The 22,824-nt window shown below is 61.7% G+C and carries 11 protein-coding genes and 1 pseudogene; 8 read left to right on the top strand and 4 right to left on the bottom strand.

The genetic code is table 11. The features are described 5' to 3' along the window. Position 1: 1 nt before the first annotated feature. The 4 genes from GFER_RS04500 (at position 2) to GFER_RS04475 (ending at position 7,923) form a co-directional block, all read left to right on the top strand. On the top strand, positions 2 to 1,318 hold the full coding sequence (locus GFER_RS04500) for a hypothetical protein (RefSeq protein ID WP_139172212.1): 1,317 nt from the start codon (positions 2 to 4) through the stop codon (positions 1,316 to 1,318). Between the two features lie 24 nt (positions 1,319 to 1,342). Next, a complete protein-coding gene (locus GFER_RS04495; RefSeq protein ID WP_052445955.1) occupies positions 1,343 to 1,828 on the top strand; it encodes a c-type cytochrome in 486 nt (161 codons plus the stop codon). Between the two features lie 153 nt (positions 1,829 to 1,981). Continuing rightward, positions 1,982 to 4,516 (top strand): fused MFS/spermidine synthase, encoded by a 2,535-nt coding sequence (locus GFER_RS04490; RefSeq protein WP_040096433.1) that lies wholly within the window; start codon positions 1,982 to 1,984, stop codon positions 4,514 to 4,516. A gap of 323 nt (positions 4,517 to 4,839) precedes the next feature. Continuing rightward, on the top strand, positions 4,840 to 7,923 hold the full coding sequence (locus tag GFER_RS04475) for a galactose-binding domain-containing protein (protein WP_052445954.1): 3,084 nt from the start codon (positions 4,840 to 4,842) through the stop codon (positions 7,921 to 7,923). A gap of 383 nt (positions 7,924 to 8,306) precedes the next feature. Here the strand turns inward: GFER_RS04475 and GFER_RS04470 are convergent, their stop codons facing one another. The 3 genes and pseudogenes from GFER_RS04470 to GFER_RS19575 all read right to left on the bottom strand — a co-directional run. Beyond that, entirely contained in the window at positions 8,307 to 12,782 is a 4,476-nt protein-coding gene (locus GFER_RS04470; protein WP_152611414.1) for a hypothetical protein, read from the bottom strand. Further along, the gene (locus GFER_RS19870) at positions 12,760 to 13,179 is read right to left on the bottom strand and encodes a fibronectin type III domain-containing protein (RefSeq protein WP_327050331.1); all 420 of its coding nucleotides are present in this window, start codon (positions 13,177 to 13,179) and stop codon (positions 12,760 to 12,762) included. Before GFER_RS19870 ends, GFER_RS04470 begins: the two co-directional genes overlap by 23 nt. A 1,192-nt stretch (positions 13,180 to 14,371) precedes the next feature. Then, positions 14,372 to 16,288, bottom strand: a pseudogene (locus tag GFER_RS19575) (cytochrome c3 family protein); the annotation flags it as partial. Between the two features lie 586 nt (positions 16,289 to 16,874). Here GFER_RS19575 and GFER_RS04455 point away from each other — a divergent pair. The 3 genes from GFER_RS04455 to GFER_RS04445 all read left to right on the top strand — a co-directional run bounded on the left by GFER_RS04455 (position 16,875) and on the right by GFER_RS04445 (position 21,215). Continuing rightward, positions 16,875 to 17,480 (top strand): trimeric intracellular cation channel family protein, encoded by a 606-nt coding sequence (locus GFER_RS04455; protein ID WP_040096418.1) that lies wholly within the window; start codon positions 16,875 to 16,877, stop codon positions 17,478 to 17,480. A gap of 169 nt (positions 17,481 to 17,649) precedes the next feature. Next, positions 17,650 to 18,729: a hypothetical protein gene (locus GFER_RS04450; protein WP_040096415.1), complete on the top strand. Its 1,080-nt coding sequence runs from the start codon at positions 17,650 to 17,652 to the stop codon at positions 18,727 to 18,729. 221 nt (positions 18,730 to 18,950) lie between these two features. Further along, positions 18,951 to 21,215 carry a GspE/PulE family protein gene (locus tag GFER_RS04445; protein ID WP_139172033.1) on the top strand — a complete coding sequence of 755 codons (2,265 nt, stop codon included), beginning with the start codon at positions 18,951 to 18,953 and terminating at the stop codon, positions 21,213 to 21,215. Positions 21,216 to 21,270: 55 nt separating this feature from the next. Here the strand turns inward: GFER_RS04445 and proC are convergent, their stop codons facing one another. Then, positions 21,271 to 22,080: a pyrroline-5-carboxylate reductase gene (gene proC, locus GFER_RS04440; RefSeq protein WP_040096413.1), complete on the bottom strand. Its 810-nt coding sequence runs from the start codon at positions 22,078 to 22,080 to the stop codon at positions 21,271 to 21,273. Between the two features lie 203 nt (positions 22,081 to 22,283). On the opposite strand from proC, the gene GFER_RS04435 reads away from it, so the two are divergent. Then, positions 22,284 to 22,751: a pyruvoyl-dependent arginine decarboxylase gene (locus GFER_RS04435; protein WP_040096410.1), complete on the top strand. Its 468-nt coding sequence runs from the start codon at positions 22,284 to 22,286 to the stop codon at positions 22,749 to 22,751. The last annotated feature ends 73 nt before the right edge of the window (positions 22,752 to 22,824 follow it).

The following is a 22,824-nucleotide window of genomic DNA, read 5'->3' as shown; positions in this document are numbered from 1 at the left end:
CATGCGAACACTCATGGTCCTCTTCATCGCCCTTGCTCTGACAACCTTCGGGTGTCAGCGGGACAACGAATCAACGCCCCCGCCGGTCGCCACTTCCGCCGTGCCGGACACCGCGCATCCGGAGCCGCCACCCACCGCGCCCGAGGTTACCGATCCGTCCGCGCTGCTGGAGTTCGCCAGCCTGGCCATACCCCAATGGCGTGCCCTCAACAACGAGCAGCCGACCCTGGTGCTGATCTCCCAAGATCCCTTTCTGCAACTGATTCCAGAATCCAGGCACGAGGCGGCCGCGACCCTGGTACGCAACGGCTCTGCCGAGGAGTTGCGCCGCCATGCCGCGCCGGATCGGCCCGACCCGCATCTGCTGCCGAGCCAAGTCCTGCGGGCGGCCCTTGATGCCGGTTTTTTCTCGCGGGTGATCTGGATTTTGCCGACCAAGGAATCGCCCCAAACCCTCGATGTCGAGATTTTTCGCCGGCAGCTTTTCGATAGCGGACTCCTTGATGAACAGGAAGTACAAACCCTGGCCGCCGACCCACGCGGATTTCGCCTGACCCTCGCGGGCATCCCCTTAGAGGCCGTCGTTCCCGGGCATTTTCCGGAAATCTCCGGTCCCGTGGCGCTGCATGTGGACCTCGGTTTTTTTCAGGCGCTCTACCGCAACGAGGTTAAAAGCCCGGTGTTCGAGCTGATGCGCGAGACCCTCAGCGAATTGCCCATGGAAGACTTGGATCTGCGCGCCGCCACTCTCTCGATGGGGCAAGGCGAGGGGCGGGTGAGTGTCGACATGCGCTTTCTCGGCCATCGCCTGGCGCGCATATTCACCGAGCCAGGCATGCTCACGCGCCCGCAGCCGCGCGCCTGGCACGAACACGGCGACATTCTCTATCTGGCCACCTTCCTGGAAATGGACCGGGTTCTCGAAACGGCGCGTGAGGCGGCTGCGCGCTGGACGGACGATGCGCCCCTGCAATTCGAACTCTACCGCGCCCTGCGCACGCGCCGCGCCGGCAGCGAAGCTCTCGAGGCCCTGGCCCGCACCGTGGCTCTCGACCCCGGCTACGCCGTGGAATATCTCAACCTGGCGGCCCTGGCCCGTACGCGGGAGTTGCCCGATCAGGAACTGCGCATGCTGGAAATGGCCGCCGCCGAGGATTCGCGCAATCCCTTCCTGCCTCTGCGCATGGCCGAAGTTTATCTGGAACTGGGCAAAGCGCTTGAGGCTGCGGAGCTTCTTCGGGAGTTGGCTGACCTTCCCTGGTCGGAAGTGCACTATCCCTGGATTCCTCAATACATTGCGTCCCTAATGGAAGACTAACCATTTCGCATTAAGGAGTATCCCATGATTCGCCCTCTGTTTTTGCTTTGCACCCTGTTGGTCTTTCTCGTCGCCTGTAGCCGCGAGGAGCCCGCACCGCCGGCACCCAAAGAGGAGCCGTCCGCGGTAAAGGCACCGGAAGCGCGGCCGACACCCTCGGGTCCCATCGTGACCAACAATCCTCAGGACTTGGCCGAAATGGGCGCACGCTATTATCACCGCGCCTGCGCTCAATGCCACAACGACGGCGAGGGCGGCGCGCCGCGCCTGGGCGATGTACCCGCCTGGCAACCGCGCCTGGACAAGGGCATGCACAAGCTGGTGGAAAATGCCATCCAAGGCTACCAGGGCGAAAGCGGCCTGATGCCGGCGCGCGGCGGCAACCCGCAACTGCGCGCCGAAGCCGTGTCCCTGGCGGTGCGTTTCATGGTCGAAATGGCCCAACCGGATGAGGACGACATGGAAGATCTGGAAGAAGACGGCTGGGACGAAAATTCCGAAGAGGAATAGGCCCTGAGGGAAAAGTCCCGCAAACAATGGGATATCACCCCAACAAAAGGATTTTTTATTTTTGGGCAGATTCCGGCGTTCATTTTGCAGAGTTTCCGAGGATATTTCGGGTAATCCCGCGCGCAGTGCCTCTTAAACACCCCCGGAGCCCTCATGGAGCCGCGCCCCTGCCAAAAGTTCGTCGTCTACCTGCTCTTCGCCCTGTCGGGATTTTGTGCCCTGATCTACGAGGTGCTGTGGAGCAAATACCTCGCCCTGACCTTTGGCACCACCATCGGGGCGGTGAGTATCGTCACCGCGACCTTCATGGCGGGCCTGGCGTTGGGCAGCTATGTGTTCGGCCGCTATACCGTCGACCACGACACCAACCTGCTGCGGGTCTATGCCTGGCTTGAAGTGGCCATCGCCGGAGCTGCTCTTACCTTTGCTCCCTTGCTGATGATGGTCGAGCGGGTTTACATTTTCTGGACCCACATGCTGCCCCAGGCGCCCTGGCTCACCACCAGCGTCAATATTCTGTTCTGCGCCCTGTTGTTGTTGCCGCCGGCGATCTTCATGGGCGGCACCCTGCCGGTCATGTGCCGGCTCTTCGCCCGCAGGAAATGCGGCGGTCAGATCGGACGCCTCTACGCTCTCAACACCCTGGGGGCGACCCTGGGCACCTTCTGCGCCGCCTTTGTCCTGATTCCGGCCCTGGGACTGTCACGCACCGGCTACCTCGCCGTGGCTCTCAACCTGGCGGTGGCCGCCGCGGCGTTCGCCCTGTCGCGCCAATTCAGCACCCCGCCCAGCGCCGAATCGTCCCCGCCCCGCCATCGCGACTGGAGCCTCGACCGCAAAATCCACCGGCCGCTACTCATCGCGGTGGGCCTGGTGGGCTTTTTTACCCTCGCCTACCAGATTCTCTGGACGCGGGTGCTCATGCTGTTCCTCGGCAATACGGTCTATGCCTTTGCCCTGATGCTGTCCACCTACCTGGTCGGCGTCGCCCTGGGCGCCGCACTTTATGCCCGTCTGGTCCATCCAAACATCAATGAAAAGCGCCTGTTCTGTCTACTGACCCTGCTCATGGGCCTGGCGGTGCTGGCGAGCGCCCCCTTCTATGATCAGCTCGCCCAGGCCTTCCAGTTCGCCCATGACGTATCAGGGGATCGCTGGTGGCACCTCTCCCTGCTTTCCTATCTCATCGTCTTTGCCGTGCTGGGCCTGCCCACCCTGCTGTCCGGCGCGCTGCTGCCCGCGGCGGTGGCGATTCTCGATCCCGGCCGGCGCCACACTGGCGAGGGCGTCGGTCTGGTGGTGCTGCACGACACCCTGGGCAGCGTGTTCGGCGCCCTGGCGGCAGGCTTTGTCCTTCTGCCCCTGCTCGGTCCACTCGACAGCTTCCGCCTGCTGGCACTGGCCAATCTGGTGCTCGGCCTGTGGCTGGTGTTTCACTTCCGACTCGGCCGTCCGCTGTTGCGGATCATACCCGTCACCGCCGCGGTCCTCGCGGCAGTGCTGTTTCTGCCCCTGGAATGGGACGCCAAGCTGATGAACAGCGGAGTCTACATCTATGCGCCCAAATACCGCGCCCTGGGTGGCATGCAGGGTGCTCTGGCCGATGAAACCATCCTGGAAGTCATCAAGGGACGCGACACCACCGTGGCGGTATTCGAAAGCGCCGACGGCGGGGTGCGCTTTTTCACCGTCAACGGCAAGACCGACGGTGGCACCGGACGCGACCGTTACACCCAGACTCTCATCGGGCAGTTGCCGCTTTTCGCCCATCCCGCGCCCCGAGAAGTGCTGGTTATCGGCCTGGGTACCGGCATCACCCTGCGCGGCCTGAGCGCCCATCCCACGGAGCGCATCGACTGCGTGGAGATCTCTCCCGAGGTGGTACGGGCCGAAAAATATTTCCGCGAAGCCAACGGTCAGGTTCTGGACGATCCCAAGATCCGCCTGTTCGTTCAGGATGGCCGCAACCTCTTGCTGACGCGCGACCAGAGCTATGATGTCATCGTCTCCCAGCCTTCCAACCCCTGGCAAAGCGGCAACGCCAACCTGTTTACCCTGGACTTCTATCGCCTCGCCGCCGCGCACCTCAATGAAGGCGGCATCTTCGGCCAATGGCTGGGGCTCTACGACATGACGCCCGACAATCTGCGATTGGCGGTGCGCACCCTCATGGAAGTGTTTCCCGAGGTACAGGTCTTTCACTCGGGCGCCGACCTGATCCTCATCGCCTCGCAAACGCCCGTAGAGTTTGATTACCAGGGCATGGCGCGGCGCTTCGCCCATCCCACCCTGGCCGCCGTCATGCGAACCATCGATTTAGGCTCGCCGGGCGATCTCATCGCCGGCCACTATCTCTACGGCAGTCAATCCCTGCGCTCCTTTGCCGGCAGCGGCGCGCCCTTCAACACCGACGACCGCCCGGTGCTGGAACATGCGGCACGCTACAATCTGGGACAAAACACCCTGGGCGAATTTCAGCAGGCCAACATGCAAGGCCTGCTCGCCGCGCGCGGCAGCAATTTGCTGCCTCTCACCAACTTCGGCACCACCCCGCAAGAATTCGCCGCAGCCCTGCATGACCTGGGCGACGGCTATGCACGGGTCGGCATGACGGCGGAAGCCGAACATTTCCATCGGCGCGCCGTGGAAATTCAACGGGAGCCACCTACCAATGGGCGCGGCGGCTGACCACATTTTTTTCCTTTCATTGCCAAATCTTAACCACACCCTTCAGGGCCCGTAAAATCGCGCTAATCCTTCAACTTAGCAGACAATCCCCAGCTTTTTCGCCTTGACAAGGCGTGCCAAAACACATTAAAAAGGAGCTTGGCACATTTTCCGTGAGGCGCGCTCCCTGCCCAGGCGTTTTTTTCTGCGCGCGCCTTACGGATCACCTTTCGCACCCTCCTGTCACGCCCAACAGACATCCGTGGGAGGTTGCATGCATTGCATTCAAGGGTCGGACACCAGGGAGTTCCTCGTCGTTTCAGAAAGAAGGGAGAGTCATCGTTATGGGGGTCGTTCAGCGGGATTTCGCGCGCCTTGCGCCGGTCTTTTTCATTTGTTGTCTGGTTGCCGCACTTTTGTGCCTGCCCACTGCAAGCTGGGCATCAAGCAACGGGGGAACATCACCCATAAATTGCTCCGATTGCCACGGTCAGGACGTGGCCGAGCGCCATCATGAAACATCCTGGTTCTTTGCCGGCGAATGCTTTCGCTGCCATGAAGGCTTCGATACCGAAGGCGACTGTTCCAGTTGTCACGGCTTCGGGCTGCAGAATGTTCACCACGAAACCCCCGACGCACTGGTCGGCAACTGCATTTCCTGTCACAGCGGCGTCGGCGATCTCGGTGACTGCCTGAGCTGCCATCAGGGCAAAACCCAGAACCGCCATCATGAAATTGCCGCCGCCGGCGTGTCCTGCGTGTCCTGCCATACCACCATGTCCGCCGATACCTCCTGCCAGAGCTGCCATGCCGGCTCGGTACGCGTGCGCCATCATGATCTGGTCGACAGCCAGGGCCTCTCCTGTGCCTCCTGCCACACCAATATCGTTGTCACCACCAGCTGCCAGAGCTGCCACCAGCCGGGCACGGCGCAAGACGCTCATCACGACTATGCGGCAACACAAAATGTCAGCTGCACCAGCTGCCACACTTCGCTGCAGCCCGAGACCGGCTGCCAGAGCTGTCATGGCGCCGAATCGAATCGCGACCAGCACCATCTGCTCGCCGACACCGGGGGCTTTGATTGCGTCAGCTGCCATACCCAGATGACATCGACCAGCGGCTGCGCGAGCTGCCACAGCTTCCCGACCTTTGAAGGCAACCGCCACCATGACGACGCCATTTTGGCGGAGTGGGGCCTGGGTTGCATGGATTGCCATGAATATCAATGGACCCCTGTCTTCGCCTTGACCATGCCCACGCCTGATGACTGTGTCGCCTGCCACACGACCCTGGTCGGCACCGGCGACATCGTTGAGGCGCACCACACCACCGACGCCTTTTTCGCCGACAATTGCACCCTGTGTCACGCCGGAGCCGATGTAGGCATCCAGTCATGCAACGATTGCCACGACTCGGCAAACGGCAGCGTCGGCGATCGCCACCACGCCTTTGATCTGGCCTTGCAAGGTCAGTGCACGGTCTGCCATGTCGGCGCCGATTACACCTTCCTGGATTGCCAGGGCTGCCACACCGGCGACGGGCAACCCGCCATCAACGACCTGCACCACATGACCATCCCCGCACAGATGGATGATTGCACCTCCTGTCATGTCGGCGCCGATGTCGATGGGCTGGATTGTTCGGCCTGCCATTTCGAGTCCGGCTCACCCCTGGCCAGTGAGCGCCACCACTCGACCCAGGCGTTTCTCATGGGTCAGTGCCTCTTCTGTCACACCGGCGCCGAGCCGGTCAATATAAGCTGTGCGGCCTGCCACAGCAGCCCCAATCACCACGGCCAGCCCGCGGCGATTAGCGGCGACTGCACCGCCTGCCACAGCACCATCAAGACTTCGGGCGACAGCTGCCAGGCCTGCCACACGGCGCCCATCCCCGAAATCCATCACGGTGATCCGCTCATGCAGGTCGGCGGCGATTGCAGCGTGTGCCACACCGCGGCCAGTTCGTCAACCTCCTGCGCGGATTGCCACATGTCCGATCCACACCACACGACCATGCAGTCCCAGACAGGCAATTGCGCCTTCTGCCACAGCGTTCCGCCCGAGGTTATGGATCGCCCGCATCAGGCCGCCTGCCGGGAATGTCATGGACAATACATGCATGACAAAGGCGGCCCCATCCAGAATTACGGCGCCTGCGCGGCCTGCCATGACACCAAGCCCTACCACGCCGCTCCCGCCAGCATTCCCGGCTACACCGGCTACGGCGCGGGCAAGGGCAAATTCAACCTGTTCTGGTCCATGTTCGCCATCAAGGAAGGTCCGGGGGAGGATATCCGCCCCAACGGCGAAGACATGAAGGACAAGGGCGGCTTCAAGATCGCCGCGACAACCATGCCTTTCAACGTCGCCACGATCGAATACGGCGGCAGAGCCTACCTGGTGCCGCATTTCGATGATGCTCAAAACCTGGGCGATCTTTCGAAATGTACCAGCTGCCATAGTTCGCGCGCCGACAAGGTCAAGTGCGATAGTAGCAGATGGCGCGATCATCTCAGCCGCAATCGCGTCGATCTGGCCACCTATCGCCTGGCCGAGGCGGTCTACCTCGGTTCGCTGTGCGATTCCGACGCCGGAATCATCGCACCCGTGCCTGACGGGCCGAACCTTGCTCTCAACAAAACGGCCAAAGCCTCGCGCCAGGAAAGCGGCTATCACGCCTCCAACGCGGTCGACGGCAATATCGACACCCGTTGGTGGACAAGAAGCACCAGCGACACGACATTTGAAGTTGACCTGGGTGCCACCTACCCTGTCGCCGCCTTCGCGTTTGATTGGTACAGCAACCTGCATGCGGAAGAATATCGGATTTACGTCTCTTCCAACGGCAGCAGCTGGGATCGCGTTCTGGAATTCAAGAACGGCACGGGCGGCTACGAGGTGCGCACGATCCCCACGCGCAACGCGCGCTATGTGCGCCTTGAAATGCGCCAGGCACGCTCGCGGGACGGCTACTCTTTGAGTGAATTCGAAGTTTACGCCGAAAGCGCTTTTTCCTCGCCCTCGGCGCCCGAGCCCGAAGGTGACAACCTGGCGCTGAACAAATCAACCAGCGCCACGCGTTCGGAGAGAGGCTACAGTCACCGCAACGCTGTCGACGGCAAGCTCGATACCCGTTGGTGGGCGAGAAGCACCAGCACTGAACGATTGGACGTTGATCTGGGCAGCCGCCAGAGCGTCAGCCGTGTGGTAATTCGCTGGCATGATGATTACGCACGCGAATTCCGGGTGCGGGTATCACGCGACGGCAGCAGTTGGTCGACGGTGCGTGAAATCAAGGACTTCAGCGGCGGCACTTCTGAGATCACCTTCAGCAGCCGCAGCGAGCGCTATGTGCGGATCGAGTGCAACAGGGCCAGAAGCTCCAACGGTTATTCCATCAACGAACTTGAGGTTTACGCACAGTAATTCGCGAAACACATCGAGGCAGAAAAAATCGGGTATCCCATCGGGGTACCCGATTTTTTTTGTTCTGCGGTATCGCGTTAGGCCACTGGGCGGATCAATGAAGAGGTCGCCGCCGCGCCCCCCCATGGATACTTGGGAAGCCCAGCACCAGACCGAGCCTGTCCAGATCATTGCGTAAAGGTTTTTACATTACGCTGACGCCGTTGTGACTGCGAGTGTTCCATATGATTAGTCGTGTCAGACAGTTCTGAGGCATTTTGGTGGTTCAGGCACAGCTAAAGCCAAGGCGAAGAGACACAAGACGAGAGCGCTGATGCGCAAGAGGCAGGACCATGGATACACCAAGGCCCGGATCTCTCCGGGCCTTGGTTTTCATCCTTTATTTAGTTGTTGTTATACCAGGTCGAGTTTTCTTCCCAGGGCGTGATGCGATTCCAGCCCGGTTCCTGCACGACGCCGTTGACCTGGACGAAGCGATGGCAGTTGATGGCGCTGGTGGCGTAGGCATACTGCCTGTTACGCGGTTTGCCGCTGACGTCGTTGCCGGTGTAGGGCATGACGTTGGAGGTCGACCAGTTGATGTTGTTGCCGTCATATCTGCCGGAGGTCCAGTCCGGATCATCCGCGTAGAGATCGTCCCACTTGTTGTGGCTGACGTCCAGACAGTTGGTGATCATCAATCGCGGCAGGCGCGAGGCATGGGGGTTGTGGCACTTGGAGCAACTGAAGCGATGATACATGGGCTCGGCAGCGCCGGGACCGGTTTCTCGACCCACCCCCCACGAAAACTCTTCGTAGGCGTACCGGTTTCTTCCGTCGGTGGTGCTCCAGGCATAGGGATAGACCCCGTAGCGATTGGCTGTCCCCGTGCGGTGAGTGTCGCTGATGTAGGTACTTCCTTCATCCTGGTTGCGCAGACCCCAGAGGCGTTCAGGCCGGTCGGAGCGGTAACCGTCGGTGTCCTGATAACCCATGCCGGGTTTATTGAAAGTATTGCCCTCCTTGCGCAGATCGGGGTCATAGACGTTGGCGCGATGGATGCCGCTGCCGCCGATGACGGCGTTGGAATGTCCGTTGACACCCAGCCAGGCGTTATCGGGATTGCCCTGCTCGTCCACGTCGAACTTGTTCATGTTGTTGACATCGGTGCCGTGACACAGGGTGCACAGGCCCGCCGAATCCTGCAGCGTCCAGGTCACCGTGGGATAATCGCTGTTCTGGTCGATCCAGTAGCCGCCCATCTTGTTCATACCGGTGGAGCCGCGCGGCACCATGCCGAAGTCGTCGCGCTCGCCGGTATAGTAATACTCGGCGCGATAGGTGTTGTTGGGCAGATCCATATAACCGGAGAATCGTCCCGGCGCGCCGTCCTCGAAGTAGGGGTTGCCCTTCCAACTGCCGCGCAGGTAAGGGCGGCCGCTGAATTCATCACCCGGCGCCAGGTTCAAATCGTGAACGTCGTGGCAGTAGCTGCAACGGATCTGAGCCACCTCGTCCACACCGGGGCGCATGACATCGGGATTCGCTGAATGGGTCGACTGCACTCCGCCTGTCTTGTAGGGGAAATAGGGGCTGTCCCAGGTGCCCGTGATCCAGTTGGATGTCGGCGTACGGTTCCCCCAGCTTCCGGAACCATTGTGCAGCAGACCGTAATCATAACTGCTCGCCAGCTTCCAGCGCGCGCCCGTGGAATTGAAGTTACCGGTTTGGCTGTTGCTGTCGATGCTGGCGGTATTGGTGTTGTCCAGCCTGAACGTATTGGCTCCGGTACGCGTGATGGTCCCGGCCCAGCCGTTGAGAATGGTGCGCCCTCTGGGCATGAAAATCACCACACTATCGCCGGTTTGCAGACCGTGATTGCTGCTGGTCACGGTCGTGGTGGTACCGAGGGAGACACCGCTGATGGCACCTTCGGTCTTTTTGTTTTTCGGCAGAGCGGAATAGCCCCACTCGGAAATACGCGGAGTCTGGGCGTCATGGCAGCCCCAGCAGATCTCGGCTTCGGTGTGGAAAGGACCACGCCCGTTGATCTCTTTGCGCAGATGAATGCCGCCCGAGCTGTAATCGATGCCGACCATGGGGAAGTTGGGGATGAAGACCGTCTCTTCGCCCTCGGGATTGCGCCCCTCGGCGGTCTCATCGCCTTGGGGATGGCCCTCGACATGACACCAGGTGCACTCGCGCACCACCCCGCCGTCGCTGGTATGCGGAATATGGCGGGTTTCGATGACATCGCCCGCGTAAAAGGTCATGCCGCCGGGGATAGGCCGGCTCAGGGTGAGCGACGTCGCGGTGGTCTGGGTGATGTAAAAAGCCCGACCGTTCTTGCTGAAACGATCGCCGGCCTGCATGCTGTGGCCGCTGTGCACGGGAACGACCGTCTGTGTGCCCGAGCCGTTGGTCGTGCTGCTTACCGTGGCTGAGTGCTCAGGAACGGGCGTCGCGGCGCCCACGCGGAAAACATTGCCCTCATGGCCGTGACATTCGTTGCAATTGACCAGCTTGGGTCCGTGGGGCTCGGGACTGCGCGGCGCCCATACGGGGTCGATGGGGCTGTCGCCATGACAGCGCATTTGCGAGGTGCCTAGGCAGGTGCCGGGATTGCCTCCCTGGGGCGGCACCCATTCGGCCTGACTGCCCGCCGCCGGATGCAGGCGCACATCCACTGTGCCATCGGCGTGATCGGCGTTCATGTGACACAGGGAACACTGATCACCGGTGAAACGATAAGAGAAATTGAGGTGGCGCAGGTGCTGGCCGACGGAATGGTCGTCGCTGTTGCCCAGCAGATTAATGGGCGGCGCCGCCTTGTAGATGGGCTCATTGTTGCCGTAGCGGGTATCGGTGGTCTGATCCTCCCAGGCGCGCCCATAGTAGTCCAGATTGGAGCGGTCCGGGTCGCCGTGGCACAGTGCGCAGGACACCGATTCGCGCTCACCCCATACCGGCGCGCCGCTGCCGTGGCAACCTGTCACACCCGTTTCATTAAACCCGAAACAGGTGCCGCTGTCGACGTTCTTCATTTCGATGGTCAGATCGTTGAAGCCGCCCGGACCCGTGGCGTCGCGATAGATCAGCACCCCGTCATCGTGATACTCCACCAGGTCGGTTGACAAAGTGGTGTGGGTGACGGCCTCATTGAAATAGCCTTTTTTGGGATTGTTCCAGGCGAGCTTGATACCACCGCCCGGATGTTGCAGGTCATAATGCTCGGCTGCGGCGCCGTGGCACTTGGCACAATCCGTCTGGGTATAGCCGTGCATCTCGTGGCTGCCCATGGTGGCGTAATCATCAGGTGGATTGCCGTGACAGACGCCGCAGCGCAAGCCCCCCTTGGCCGAGGGCGAGTTGGACAGACCCGACCAGTTGCCCGCTGCGTCGGCGGTCTTGACGGCGAAGAAATAGTCCTTACCGGGGTTCAGGCCCAGCACCTCGAAACCCTGACTGCTGCCCGGCTCGGCAGGAAGGGGCGGAGCGCCGACGACAGGGGTTGCCGCCATCCATTTGGCCTCGCTGTCGATGGCATCGGCAGAATTGTAGGGCACCGACTCCTGGTAGCGGATGTCGTACTGATGGGCGCGGCCCTCCATGCCGTCATCACCCGGCGCATGCCAGTAGAGCCACACCGTGCCGACCTTGGGCCGGTGCTCGGCCACCAGATCGGTGATGGGGGCGGGCGGGGTGACATCCACCGAGTTGTCCACGCTGAAGGTACCGGTCAGGGCGTAGCGCCGATCGTGGAAGCTGCCGACTTCAAGACCTCCGGGGTCGGTTTCCAGAATGCGGTGCATCAGACCGTCGCCGGCCCCCACCCGCACCCGCACGCTGTTGAGTGGCGCGGTCAGTGCCAGACCATCCTTTCTGGTATCCCACTGGGCGCTGGTGCCTTCCTCGTCCAGAGCGATGATATAAGGCCAGCTCTGTCCGCCGTCCACCGAACCATAGACGTCGTAGCGCACCTCATCGCCTTCAGGGTCCGTGGCCGCATTCCAGGTGATGGGCACAACCCCGCTCGCCGGCGAGCCCGGCGTCGTGACGCTGAAGGGATCGGGCAGCAGATTCTGCTCCTGCTCGTAGACAATGAGCATGCTGGTGCCGCGCTTGGAGCCGAACCAGATCTCCATCTCGCGCGAGCCGTCCTTGCGCACCCTGAGAGCCAGGCGCTTGCCTTCGGGCACGGTCACGACCTTGCCGTCCTCGGAGGGAAAATACGCCTTGACGCTGCCACGATGGCGACGCGGCAACACCCGCGTGTAGCTGTCGAGTTGCACAAAGCCGTTGTCCCAGTAACCCAGGTCGAAATAGACCCTGATGGTATTGGAGCTTTCACGATTGCGCATATACAGCGTGAAGGAGCCGCCGTGAATGTTGGTGTTGGTGGTATAGGCGCTGTCCAGCACCCAGGTGACGATATTGCCGCTGCTTTTGATATTGCGAAGGCGGTTGCGGTCGCGGTCGCGGCTGCATTTGTAGCCGCCCGGCTGCATGAGCGAGATACGGTGAGAGGTGAAATCCGTGGAACTGTCGCAGCTCAAGCTCAGGTTGGTGCTGGTGCCGCCGATGTTGGTGCCGCTGTCGGCCACCGCATAGTACATGCGCCCAAAGATGTCATTTTCACTGGGTGACTGCGGGATGGCGATGCGGATCACTGCATTGGTGTCGATGTTCTGCGCCGGTGAGGCATCGCGCGCGCGCACCGCGAACAGATAATCGAGCCCGTTCTGCAGTCCGGTGACATGAAAGGCCGTCGCCGTGGTGGTGGCCTGGGGATTGTTCCAGTCGATGGTCTGGCTTGACGGAACCCAGTACACCAGATAGGTGAGGGGCTCGGTGTCGTCAGTCGCCGGGCTCCACTGCAAATCCACNGCCGTCGATGTAGGCCGGACGTGCCGACTCCAGCCCCTGGAAGCGCGGCGCGAAGGTATCCACCAGCGCCTGGGCGCTCTGGCTGTTGGACACCGGCGAATGATTGATCATGGTTTCATCGAAGGCCTTGACCCCGAAATAGTAGGTGGTGCCGGGCTGCAGACCATGCACGGTCATGCTCTGGGTACGCGGGTCGTCCTCATAGTTGCGCACGGCCGAGGGCGGCCCCGCGGCAATGGTCGAGGAGGCCCAGTTGGCATCGGTCACCGGCCCGCCGGTGCGGTAGCGGATTTCGTAGCCGTAGACGCCCGGGCCCTTGGGGCCCAGGTAATCGGGCGGTAGATCGCCGTCGTTGTCCGGCGGCGTCCAGGAGAGCTTGACCGTGCCCACCAGATTGCCGGTGGCGGCCGCGAGATCCTCGATCTTGCCCGGGGCGATTTTGTCTTCGTACCAGGTCCAGGTGTAGTCGCCGTTGCTGTGACAGGCGATGTTGGAGCAGCGCTGAATCACCGGATTGTAGAAGCCGGTCACATCGACATTGCCGNTCGTACCAGGTCCAGGTGTAGTCGCCGTTGCTGTGACAGGCGATGTTGGAGCAGCGCTGAATCACCGGATTGTAGAAGCCGGTCACATCGACATTGCCGTACAGGTCGGTGAACTGGGAGTTGTTCCACACGTCGCCATGCACGTCGGCCACGCCGTCGGTGCGGCCCTCGACAGGCTCTGAGTGGGCACCGCCCGAGGCGTTGCGCCCGCCCGGATCGGGATGGCAGGTGATGCAGGCGGCGTTCTGGTAGGTCAGTTTGTTGCCATAGGCGGCCCAGGCCTCGTCGCTGAGCCCTGAAAGAGCCTGTCCGATAGCGTTGATATGGGGGGCGTGGGAGCCTGCGCGATCTGCGACATTGTAGCCGTCGCGCAGCTCGCCGTCGGGCCAGAAATTGTCCGTGGGCGGATCGTTGTTGCCGCCGCCGTGACAGCCATTGCAGCCCGTGGGTGCAAAGGCGAATTCCTCGCCGTCGTGCATGTGACAGCTGAGACATTCTCCGGCAAAGTGCGCCGGCGCCTCCACCGTGCGGTTGAAATAATTGACGCTGCCTGCGTCATGACAAACCTGACAAATGCCGTATTGATTGTTGCCGTCCTGGTTGGGCAACTCCAGATAGTAACTTGACCGCTCGTAGCGGTCGGCAAAACCCACCACCTGACGCCCGCCGATCTCGGCGCGCACCATGGCGTCAAGGCTTGCGCTCTGACCGTGAGGATCATGGCAGGCGATGCAGCTCGACGCGTCGTGGCTGGCGCCGCTGGTGGCGTAATGGACCTGCGCTTCGAAGGTGTGACAAACGCCGCAGAAACCGCTCGGGTCGCTGCTGAAGTCCTTGCCGTCGAGAGTAAGCAGGCGCGCGGTGTCGGCCGCGCCCATGTGGGCGGGGTCGAATTCGAAGCTGTGGCAGTCGTTGCACACCTGAGCGAAGGCGGCGGCGCCGTGGCCCGCGGAAAAATACACGCCCTTGGCCGAAGCGGTGCGTTGCACACCGTCGCGGTCGGTATATACGGTGGTCTGCGCACCGGTGTGGCAGGTGAGGCAGTCGGCACTTTCGGCATTGCCCCACACCAGAATGATCTCCGGCGATTCCACGCCGTGGCAGCTGTTGCAGGTTTCATGATCGACCGTGAGCGCCCCGTCGACGTGCCCGGCGTGGGCGCCCGTGTCGGCGCCTGCACCGTGACAGGCCGCGCAGCCGATGTTGGCGCCTTCCGCATTCACGTGCACAGCATGGCTGCCGCTCAAATCTTCCCCGGCCACGGCATGACAGCTGCCGCAAGCACCGCTTTCGGCATTGCCCCATTCCGGCGTGGCGTAGTTGCCCTGGCCGTCGGAATGGCAGAATACCGCGCAGCTGCCATCGACACTGTTATAGGTCGCCGCGCCGAGCAGCGCGTTGCCCAGGTTATAACCGCCGTCAAACACCACATCCACCACCCCGTCGACGTGGGTGGCGCCTTTGGCGCCATCCACCAGACCGATGGCGCTCGCGGCGGTGGCTACATGACAGACGTTGCAGGCATAGCCCGCGGCCAGATGCTTGAGATGGGCGCTCGAATTGCGCCCGTCCATGCTCGCCGCGTCGTTGCCGTGGCAGGCGTTGCAGCTGGTGATGGTGCCCTTGCCGCCGCCCCAGGAGACGCTGACCGTGGTGAAATCACTGAGAGTCTTGCCCGCTGGGTTGTGCTTGCCGCCGCTGCTGTGGCAGTAGAGGTTGCTGCAGGTACCCGCTCCGGAGGGGTCATAGGATGGGCTCAGAATGCCGCCTGCGGTGACCAGGGAGTCAAAGGAATTACCCGTCAGAAACACATCCTGAAAGCTGCCCTGATTGTGGGTGGCGGCGAAATCGTCGGCGTTGTGGCACAGATTGCAGGTGAAACCATAACCACTTGAAGAACCGGCGTGAGAGGTGTGGGCACTGAGGCTTTCATCCTTGTAATAGGGGTCGGCGGCGTAGTCGTGCCCGCCCTCCACGAAGGCATAGCCGTCGGGGCCGCCCGCAACATTGACTGACGGCGGAAAACCATGGCAGTCGGCGCAGTTGGCGCCGAAGGAAAACTCCATACCCGCCGCATTGTGGTTGTGGCAGGCCAGGCAGTTTTCCCCTTCGATATGCCCGCGCGCACTGTTGGGCATGGTGGTCAATTCACCGTGGCAGCGCTCGCAGAAACCGTCTGCCGCCCCGGGAGTGCCCGCCCACTGCGCGGCGATGGTCGAGGAGCCGCTGTGTACGTCGGGCAGCGTTGCGTAGCGCAGGCCGCCCACCGGCCCGTAGGTCAGGGTTTCCGTCTGGCTACGCAGCACGAAATAATTGACTTCGCCCGCGTTGTAGGAATGGCCGCTGTGACACACCAGGCAACTGATTTCTTCTGCGGCGCTGCCGTGAGGCTTGTAAGTATGGCAGGCCTGGCACAGGGGATAGGTCCCCGCCGACTGGGGTCCGTCGCCGCGCAGCAGCTTGCCATCGCCGACACCGGCCTGTCCCGGCGCGGTGGGCGTCTCGGAGCTGGAATCGGCGAAATGCACGCCGTGGCAGGACGCGCAGCCCACGCCGCCGTTATCGAGCAGCTGGATGTCGCCGGGCCAGGCCTCGACATCTTCCACGGACCGGTATTTGTCGGGCTGGGCGGCCGCCACCACCGCATAGCTCTCCACGGTGGGATGGGTGAGCAGGCCCCGGTCCTCGCTGCCCACCACCCAGGGCGCGTGGCACTCGATGCACATCTGGTCGCGGCTGCCCGCGCCGAGGCGTAGAATCTTGGTGTTTTCCGGATCGCGGCTGTGGGGGTCGTGGCAACGCTGACAAGTGAGTTTGCCGGTGGAGATGCCGTAGCGCCCATAAAAGCGTCGATCACTGGGCGCCTGGGCACCGGCGGCGGCGTTGACGTCGGGGCTCGCCCAAATATGCGAGGTCTGGGCGCCTTCGGCCAGTCCGTCCGGATAAGAACCCATGGCATTGCTGGCATCGCCTGGAGCAAAGCGGCCGCCGGGTGATTTGTAGCTGCCGTCGAGCATGAGGATGGAGCCGGCGCCTTCCTTGTGGCATTGCAGGCAGAGATTCGTGCTACCCTGGCCCAGATCGGTGAAGCTCACCCCGACTTTATGGCAGTTCTTGCAATCGAAATTATGCACCACCGTCGCCTGACCCGGCGACGCCAACAAGCAAAGTCCGAGCAACAGTCCCCAAAAAAGTTTTCCGTGAGCCAAATTCATTTTTTCTGACCTCCTGCCGGCCGAACCGATCACCGGATCCAGGCGCCGCCCTCTTGAGAAACAATTTCGGCCATATGGCCAAGGTGTCGGCAATTTCACGGTATCGCTTCCGTGCATTCGCGCAGGGCGAAAAATCGCCTGGTTTTCCTGCCTTGCATGCTCTGGAGCGACCCGCCGGGATTAAAATCATCAAACCTGCATGACTTCAATGCAAAAGACAATCCTAAGCCGATCAAATGTTCTCATTTTAATCTTTTTTCCAACTTGTTTCTTGATTTCAGCTTCGCCGCCGATTACCATCGAATTTTTCCATGGAGACTCGCCCATGAGCCTGCTTTACCTCCTCGATCTCATCGGTACCGCCGCCTTTGCCGCCTCGGGAGCCTGGGCCGGTGTGCGCCGGCGCATGGATCTGCTCGGCGTCCTGGTCCTGGGGGTGGTCACCGCCACCGGCGGCGGCACCCTGCGCGATATCCTGCTCGGTGACTTCCCGCCTTTTTCCTTTAAAGACGAAACCTACCTTTACATTTCCATTGTTGTGGCGCTGGTGGTGTTTTTCTGCCATCGACGCATGGAATTCATCCAGCATCCCCTGCTATATTTCGATGCGGTGGGACTGGGAACCTTTGTGGTCATCGGCACCAGCAAGGCGCTTGCCTTTGAGACAGGTTTTCTCGGGGCGGTGGTTCTGGGGGTGATGACCGCGACGGCGGGGGGCGTGGTCCGTGACGTGCTGTGCAACCAGGTACCGCTGATTCTGCGCAAGGAGGTCTATGCCTCGGCGTGCATCGCCGGGGCGGTGCTACTGGTGCTGCTGCACCGTTTCGAGGTTGCACCGACCTTTGCCGCACTGAGTTCGGCTTCGGTGGTGATTGTTGTCCGCCTGCTGGCGATCCGCTTCAATTGGGCGCTACCACGCGCCAAAGAATAAAATCCGGGTAACTGCTCAGCTTGCGCCGCAGACCGCGGCGGCATCGCTTGCGGTGAAAACTCGCCTGCGGCGCAAGCTGAACAGTTACGACCGTTTTTGGTTTTTCCATTGCGGAAATATTAGAACAATGTTACAAAATAGGACATTCTTCAACCAAAGGATGTCGCCTATGTCCATCGCTCCGCCTTCTGCAGACCTTCTCGACCAACCCGCCCTGGAGCTGATGGATCTTTTCGGCCGCATGCGCTCCCTGGCCGACAGGCACGGCTTCAGCGGCACCCTGCCGGCGGTGTGGCAGTGCTCCGATGAAACCCAGATGATCAAGAAAGCCCTGTTCGGCTATTTTTTCGACTGTCCGGTGTTCAATCTCGGCCGGGTCGGGGCCCTGCTCGACCCCTCTAAAGTAAGACCGGCGTCCGAACACGGGCGCGACCTGGTCATCCTCGGCGGCAGCCACCTCGGCGCTCACGAACACAACGGAATCGGCGTCGTGCAGCGCGTTCACGGCAAGATGGCGCATTGCTGCGGCAAACTGCTCCAGGTTCTCGACGGCTATCTGCGCGCCTACCGGCGTGCGGAGGACCTGATCACCCTGGAGCGCCGTGCGGGAGAACTGGTGCTGGACATCCCCTACAAATACCTGCTGCCCAAAGCCGCCGGAACCACGGCGCGTATCATGCTGCACCTGCCTGCCCTGGTCTCCGGCGAGCCCCTGGGCGAGAGCGGCCATGGTCATTTCTTTCGCCTCAACCCGGCCTTTGCCGCGCGCCACGCCGAATCTCTGGCCGGCTGGCCCGACACCCGCACGGCTATCGGCAACCTCCTCGATGCGCAAACCTTCAGTTTCCGCAAACTTCTCGATACCGGCAGCCGCGATCCCCTGACAATGCTCGAATTGTCCTTATTCCCACATCTGCCCGATGCGGTCAGCTCCCCCTACCCCCACCGCCGCATCGCCGACCTCAACACCTGGTGTCAGTTTCACCAACTGGCCGCTTATCTGACAGATCTTTTCAATGGCAGTGACCGCAACATTTTCGTGGTGGCGGGTCTGACCCTGGATCAAACCATCAAACACAACACCTTCATCCCCCAATTCGGCTTTAAACTGCTGCGCGGAAGGGCTCTCGACACCCGCTATTACGGACCGCGGGAAATCGCGGCGCTGCTGGCGGAGCAATCGGTCTACATCCCACCCCAGAGTTTTCTCGAATATGCCGGCATCGCCCCGTCAACCACCAACAGCTGACGGCGTTCCTTACGCCCCCCAGCTCCCAGGTTCTCCCGACAACGCCCTTTCAAACATCCCCTGACAAGGGGGGATCGCGGGGGGTTAGATCCTGGGCCGCACACCCTGGTGCGACTTTTGCATTAACCTTTTCACATTCCCTCTTTTTTCGTCCAGCGTCAACTTTTCGACTGGACGGCGGACGAGGTGCGTCCACCAAACAGGCTGAATGCGAGGTATCCATGGAGCAAAACCTGACACTGACATTCATGGACGGCGGCGAAACCGCGGCGCGGCTCGCCCGTCCTTTTCAACCGCGCGAAAATGAAATCGAAATCACGCTGCCCGATCAGGATCTGCGCCTGGCCTATCCATTGTATGATCTGTGCTGCATCAAATTGCACGGTAAGGCCGCATCAGCATCCGACGCCGGAGCGCACCCCGCCGAGGAGGTGGAAACCGCCACGGGAGAAAAATTCCGTGTTCAGGTCATGGGCCGGGAAAAATATCCCCTGGGCTTTTACGGCTTGCCCATTGACCGCGACAGCCCCTTCAAAAGCATTTTTTTCACTTTTCACGGCGTTCGCACCCAGCCCCAGGAACGGCCCATCGGCAATATCCTGCGCGACCAGGGTCTCATCGACGAACAGACCATGAACCTGACCCTGCTCGAACAGCAGAAACTGCGCACCCGTCGGGTCGGAGAGATTATCGCGGAGCAGCAGCACATCCCCCAGAGCACCATCGACCGCGAAGTCGATACAGTGCGCGGCGACATGGGTCGAGTCCCGAAGAATATACGGGTCGGCGACATCCTTGTCGCCGCCGGCCTGGTGACCCGCGAGCAGGTCGAAGAAGCCTTGTCCACCCAGGAAAAGGGCAAGAAAAAGCGCATCGGCACCCTGCTCATTGAAAAAGGCCTGATTACCGAAACGCAGTTGCTTTCGGCCCTCGCGACCAAATTCGGCCTGCGTTTCATCGATCTCGAAAACCTCGAGCCGAGCCCCGATGCCCTGGAGGCTCTGCCCCGCGAAGTGGCGGTGCGCATGCGGGTGCTGCCCGTCGAGGTGCGCGGTCGGGTACTGACGGTGGCGACCTCCCAGCCCACGGATCCCACCATCGGCGACAATCTGCGTTTCACCAGCGATCTGCAGATCGAGTTGGTGGTCGCGTGCAGCGAACAGATCACCCAGGCTCTGGAGAGTTTCTACGTCAAGACCGAAAGCCAGGTGCGTGACCTGATCGGCGAACTTTCCGAGGCCGCGGAAGTCGAGAATGAAGAGGGCGAGGATTCGCAGTTCAATGAGTCCGATTCGCAGATCATCAATCTGGTCAATAAGATTCTCATCGACGGGTACAAAAAGGGCGTCTCCGACATTCATTTCGAGCCGGGCCTGGGCAAGCAGCCTCTGGGAGTGCGCTACCGTATCGACGGCGTCTGCCAGGTGGTGCACAAGATTTCCCCGGCCTATCGTCACGCGGTCATCGCCCGCGTCAAGATCATGTCGCGGCTCGACATCGCGGAACATCGCCGTCCGCAAAGCGGAAAAATCCTGCTGCGCTATGAAGGTAAAAAAATCGAATACCGCGTCGAAATCACCCCCACGGTAGGCGGCAACGAAGACGCGGTGCTGCGCATCCTCGCCTCATCCAAACCCCTGCCTCTGAATCAGATGGGCTTCAGCGACAGCAACATCGAAGAGTTCGAGCGCATTCTAACCAAGCCCTACGGGATCATCCTGTGCGTCGGTCCCACCGGTTCGGGCAAGACCACCAGCCTGCACTCGGCCCTGGGTCATATAAACAAACCCGACCGCAAGATCTGGACGGCGGAAGACCCGGTGGAAATCACCCAGAGCGGACTGCGCCAGGTGCAGGTACACGCGAAAATCGGTTTCGGTTTCAAGGAGGCGCTGCGTTCCTTCCTGCGCGCCGACCCCGATGTCATCATGATCGGCGAAATGCGCGACGCGGAAACCGCGAAGACCGCCATTGAAGCATCCCTGACCGGCCATCTGGTATTCAGTACCCTGCACACCAACAGCGCCCCTGAGACCGTGGTGCGCCTCATCGAGATGGGCATGGACCCCTACAACTTCGCCGACGCCATGCTCGGCATTCTCGCCCAGCGTCTGGCGCGGCGCCTGTGCGTGCAGTGCCGCGCGCCCTATACCCCGAACCGCGCGGAATACGACAATCTGGTGCATGCCTACGGTGAAGAATGGTTCGCGGCCCGCGGGATGCCCGCCTACAGTGAAGACCTCACCCTGATGCGCGCCGTGGGTTGCCGCGACTGCCACCAGACCGGCTACAGCGGCCGCATCGCCATTCACGAACTGCTCACGACCAGCGAGGCGATCCGCGCCGGCATCAAAAAAGGCGTGATGGCCGAGGAGCTGCGCGACCAGGCCATCCGCGACGGCATGACGACTCTGCGCATGGACGGCATCCATAAGGTGTTCCAGGGAATCACCGATCTCAACCAAGTGCTGCGGGTGTGTCTCTAACGACAAAGGGGCGGCCGTCATCGGCCGCCCCTTTGCTTATGTTCTCTTTCCCCCTTTAGCCTCCCCCCAACTCCCGGGAGCGGCGGGTGGCGCGGCGCACCGCATCGAACAGGGCGGCGCGCAAGCCGCCTTCTTCCAGGGCCGCGACCCCGGCGATGGTGGTCCCACCGGGACTGCACACACGGTCACGCAACTGAGCGGGATGCTCGCCCGTTTCGAGGACCATGCGCGCGGCGCCGTGCACGGTCTGCGCGGCCAGCGCCAGGGCCGCTTCACGCGACAGGCCCTGCTCGACGCCGGCGTCGGCCAGCGCCTCGATGAAAGTATAGACATAAGCGGGCCCCGAACCCGAGAGTCCCGTGACGGCATCCATTTCTTTTTCGGAAACGACCCGCACCATGCCGACACATTCCAGTAAACGCTCGCTGAGCAAAAGATCATCCGGGGTGGCATAACGTCCCGCGCACAGCGCCGCCGCCCCTATCCCGACCAGCGCGGGGGTATTGGGCATGGCCCGCACCACCCGCGGCGAACCATCGAAGCAGGCCTCAAGGGCGGCCGTCGTAACACCGGCAAGAATGCTCAGCAGCAGCGTCTTGCTGCCCACGGCCATGGCCAGGGGCGGCAGAACCTCATCAAGCAGTTGCGGTTTGACAGCGAGGATCAGAACATCGCACGTCCGGGCAACCTCAAGGTTGTCGTCGCTCACCCGGACCCCGTATTTTTTTTCCAGGGCGCGGCGCTGCGATTCGCGCGGCTCCGCTACCAGGATGCGCTCCGCGGGGAAGGTGCCCGCCGTCAGCCCCTTGAGCAGGGCTTCGGCCATATTGCCGCCGCCGATAAAGCCGATCCTGTCCGGTTGCATAGGGTTTTTTCCTTTCTGGGTTGAATCGAGAAGTGAGGGGTGTATGGTTTTTGAGTAAAACCGCGATGGTCAGCGAAGTCAAGTCCTTGCACGTCGATCCAAGACGGCCGCCATTTTCTGTTGACTTCCGCGGGCCGTCGTCGTAGAAAGTCTGGTTCTGCCGCCCTTGCAACCCCAGTCTGTTCCCAGAAGGAGCCGACCCTATGTTCACTACGCCGAACCTTCACTTTTTCACCTGTGGTTCCGCCGAAGCCCCCACCCGGCTCAATTCCCTGGACGCTGCCCTGCTGACGGCCGGCCTCGGCCACGCCAACCTGCTTAAAATCAGCTCCGTTCTGCCTCCGGCCTGCCGTTTTTCCGCGCCCGCCGTGCTGCCCTCCGGGGCGCTGGTGCCGGCGGCCTACGCCGCCATCACCTCGGAGATGCCCGGCGAGGTGATTTCCGCAGCCGTGGCGGTCGCCTATCCCGCCGATGCCGCGCAGCCCGGGGTGATCATGGAATATTCCGCGCGCGGCCACAAGGAAGACATCGAAGCCATCGTGCGCCGCATGGCCGAAGAAGCCATGCGCCTGCGCGGGCTGGATATTCGCGAAATCCGCTCCCTTGCCGTTCAGCACCGCGTGGAAAAAATCGGCAGCGCCTTTGCCGCCGTGGTGCTATGGAACGCATAAATTTCTCATTCTCTTAACGGGCAACTCCCGCCGGAGGATTCGTCTTCGACGGTCAGGTTTTCCCAAAGCTTCC

The organism is Geoalkalibacter ferrihydriticus DSM 17813, assembly GCF_000820505.1.
In the GTDB taxonomy this organism is placed as follows: domain Bacteria; phylum Desulfobacterota; class Desulfuromonadia; order Desulfuromonadales; family Geoalkalibacteraceae; genus Geoalkalibacter; species Geoalkalibacter ferrihydriticus.
The sequence above is the reverse complement of the archived record's forward strand: the minus strand, read 5'-3'. Positions and strand labels throughout refer to the sequence as shown.